General features: G+C 77.7%; 1 pseudogene. It reads right to left on the bottom strand.

Going from position 1 to position 524, the window contains the following annotated elements:
* Positions 1-524 (bottom strand): annotated as a pseudogene (locus GTW40_RS22575) (hypothetical protein); the annotation flags it as partial.

Here is a 524-nt window from a genome sequence, read left to right as displayed (position 1 = left end):
GGCGTCGCCGAGGGCCTCGCGGGCGCGGGCGTGGGTGTCGGGGTCGGTGATGATGACGCCGTCGACCAGCTCGGGGCGGCTGGCGAGCACGCGCGCGTGGTCGGCGGGGTCGACGGACTGGGCGAGGTAGCGCCAGCCGGGCAGCGCCGGGATGCCGTGCTCGCCGAGGAACTCCACGGTGGCCAGCACATCCGGGCCGGGCGGCAGCAGACCGCCGTCGCCGAGGGCGGCGAGGATGCGGGTGTCGTCGGCGGCGGCGGTGCGCAGTTCGAACAGGCTGCGCTCGGCGGCGGAGACGGCGTCGTCGAGGAGGGACTTCAACTCGTCGGCGTAGCGGTCGAGTTCGTCGACGGCGAGCGGGCCCTCGCTGTCGTCGCGGGGGTCCTCGGCGCCGTCGCGCTGCGCGGGTACGGCGGCGCGGGCGGTGGGCAGGCCGAGCAGTTCCGCGAGGCGGTCCTCGGCGGCCAGGGCCTCGGCCAGGCGGCGTTCGGCCTGGTGGGTGCGGTCGGCGGCGGTCGCGGCGT

Origin of the sequence: Streptomyces sp. SID4985, assembly GCF_009863025.1 — a bacterium.
GTDB lineage: Bacteria > Actinomycetota > Actinomycetes > Streptomycetales > Streptomycetaceae > Streptomyces.
This window is presented reverse-complemented; position numbering and strand designations above follow the sequence as displayed.